Raw genomic sequence first — 2347 nt, forward strand, 5'->3', positions numbered from 1 at the left:
GTGCGCGCTTTTCTCGACGGCGCCTCGGCGGTGCAGTTCCAGGCGGTCGAGCGTGAAGCGCGCCACCGCTTTGTCGAGGCCGTCCTGCGACGCTTAGACTATCCCCGCCTGGGCCGCACTGAGGGCGGCCTGATCCTGCGATTTCTGTCCAAATGAACGGCTATTCGCGCCAGCAAACCACCCGCCTTGTCGCCCAGTGGCGGGCCGACAGCAAGCACGACGCGGACACGCTCATCACCCTGCCGCAGTACGACATCGCATTCGATGATGACCAGGCCACCAAACTGATCGAGTATCTGATGGACAAGGAGGCAGATCGCAGGGATTGCAAAAGCACGGCGCCGGGGTGGTTGCCGGAGAGACGGTTTGCCAAGGAAGAATTGCCGATCAAGGTGACGGCTCCGGGTTATGGCAAGGCCAGCAAGCAGCGCATACTTGCTTGTGGCGAGGGCGCAGATGGTAATTCGGACCAGCGGCGCATCGCCAGGTATGAAGCTGCGGCGGAAATCAACGAGACGGCGCGTATCAACCGCGATTGCTCGACGGATGGCTGCCCCGGAATCGGCTACTATTGCGACGCAGCGAAATGCTACCGTCCGGTGGACCAGCTGAAATATGGGCCACCGCACACTACGGAACCGGTTTACACACCCTCGTATGGGCGATCTCAATTCATCGGCACGACCCTGGTTGGCGAACTGATTGCCGGTTATGCAAACTTCAGTGCAACGGACAAGGCAGCGCTGGGGCTGACCCCGGCAATAAAGAAATCCCTCGAAGACGCGCTTGAGCGTGGCAAGAAGGCCGGTGACTGGTTTGATGCAATAGCGGCGCAGCCGACTTATGCCGATGCCAATGCGGCCTGGTCCAAGCTCTCTGTGGCTGATCAGAAAATGTTCGCCAAGGAGACTGGCCTTGGCGAACGAGAGTACACCGACATGGCGAGGATGAAGACCCAGCCGCCAAGGAACAGTAATGGTAAAAGTTTATTGAGCGACGCCCGTGCGGCCATGGCCACCACCGCGATCATGCGCGATGCGGCGCTGAAGACTTACCTGATGGGTATCTTCAAGGATTATGACAAATTCACCATCATGGCCAAGGCGCTCATGCACAAGAATGCCAAAATGGCGCAGTCGTCCGCAGTATGGGACAAGAGCGAAGTGCACCTGGCCGCCATGGTGGCGCGGGCACACAATGGCGGGAAGTGGGAACGATCTCTCTCAAGTCTTACATCGCCCCGTAGTAGCGCGTCCGGCGATCAAAATCATTACGTCAAACGCTTCCTGGGTGACAAGCCAGGCGAAGGCGACTGGTATTCATTGCGCTGCGCCGAGTCCTTTGGCAAAAGCACTGTTCGCCCCGGCATGCAGGGCAAGGGCGTCGGTGGACTGCAGATGATCCCACTGGTTCTCAATTGATTGGAAAGGAATGGACATGCGAAACCTAGCGAAGGGGATTTTGTGTGCTGTCTTGTGTTTTGGGGTTGTCACGGCATCCGGTGCCGAAATGGAGCTGACATTGGAAATACCCGCGTGCAAGATGCCGCCAGGGAAGCCTTTACCGCCTAAATACTACGCTGCCGCAAGAAAGTGGAAAGAGTTTGGATGGGTGCGAAGCGTTTCAGGCGCGGACTCCGTCGTTTATGGAACGGGGTGGGAGGGATTGAGAGGCAGTGGTTTATACGCCAATTTTTACTTTTATAAGCTTGACCTAAATTCTGATGGGTTCTGTGATTGGGTGCTAGTCTATCAGACGCCGGCGCTCAGCGTGGTCAGTCAGGATTTTGAAATTCTTAATACTTTTTTTCTTGGCACACATAACGGATGGGTACGAATTGGTGCAACGGTTTTCAAGGATGACCCCGATTCAATTGACAGGCTTGTCTCGAAAGCCGATCAAGGCCGCTTCGCCTATTTCTCCGACCCCCCCTTACTAATTTTGGATATACACCTAAATCATAGTTTTATTATAGGAACATTTGAACACCCTGACAACGACCACCCCACAGCTAAGAGAGTGCATCGATACGGCTACTGCGTTTATCTTTGGAACACTCACACAAACACCCTGGAAGAACTCGACAAATGGCAGCCTGGCAGTGCCGCTGCGCAGGTTTATGCTTTCTTCAAAAAGCACGGTGCGGTGAATGTGGCCGAAAGCGGTGCGAGCCGCATTGCACGATTCGATCCGGACATCGAGAAAGCTGAGTTCGAGAGCGGCTGCAAGGACGAAAGGGCGCTTAAACGCTCGCCGTACTTCGCCAAGGCGTGCCAGTCACGTAAACAGTGATGGCTGATGTTTTGCCCGCCAGGCGTTCGCAGCAGGCCGCGATCCAAAGCCGCGT

The 2347-nt window shown here is 55.9% G+C and carries 2 protein-coding genes; both read left to right on the forward strand.

Annotated features, from left to right (window positions below):
- Positions 1-152 precede the first annotated feature (152 nt).
- A complete protein-coding gene (locus V6E02_RS12865) occupies positions 153-1421 on the forward strand; it encodes a hypothetical protein (RefSeq protein ID WP_347309201.1) in 1269 nt (422 codons plus the stop codon).
- A gap of 16 nt (positions 1422-1437) precedes the next feature.
- Positions 1438-2292: a hypothetical protein gene (locus V6E02_RS12870; RefSeq protein WP_347309203.1), complete on the forward strand. Its 855-nt coding sequence runs from the start codon at positions 1438-1440 to the stop codon at positions 2290-2292.
- Positions 2293-2347 lie beyond the last annotated feature (55 nt).

Origin of the sequence: Thiobacter sp. AK1 (genome assembly GCF_039822265.1) — a bacterium.
GTDB classification, from domain to species: Bacteria; Pseudomonadota; Gammaproteobacteria; order Burkholderiales; family Thiobacteraceae; genus Thiobacter; species Thiobacter aerophilum.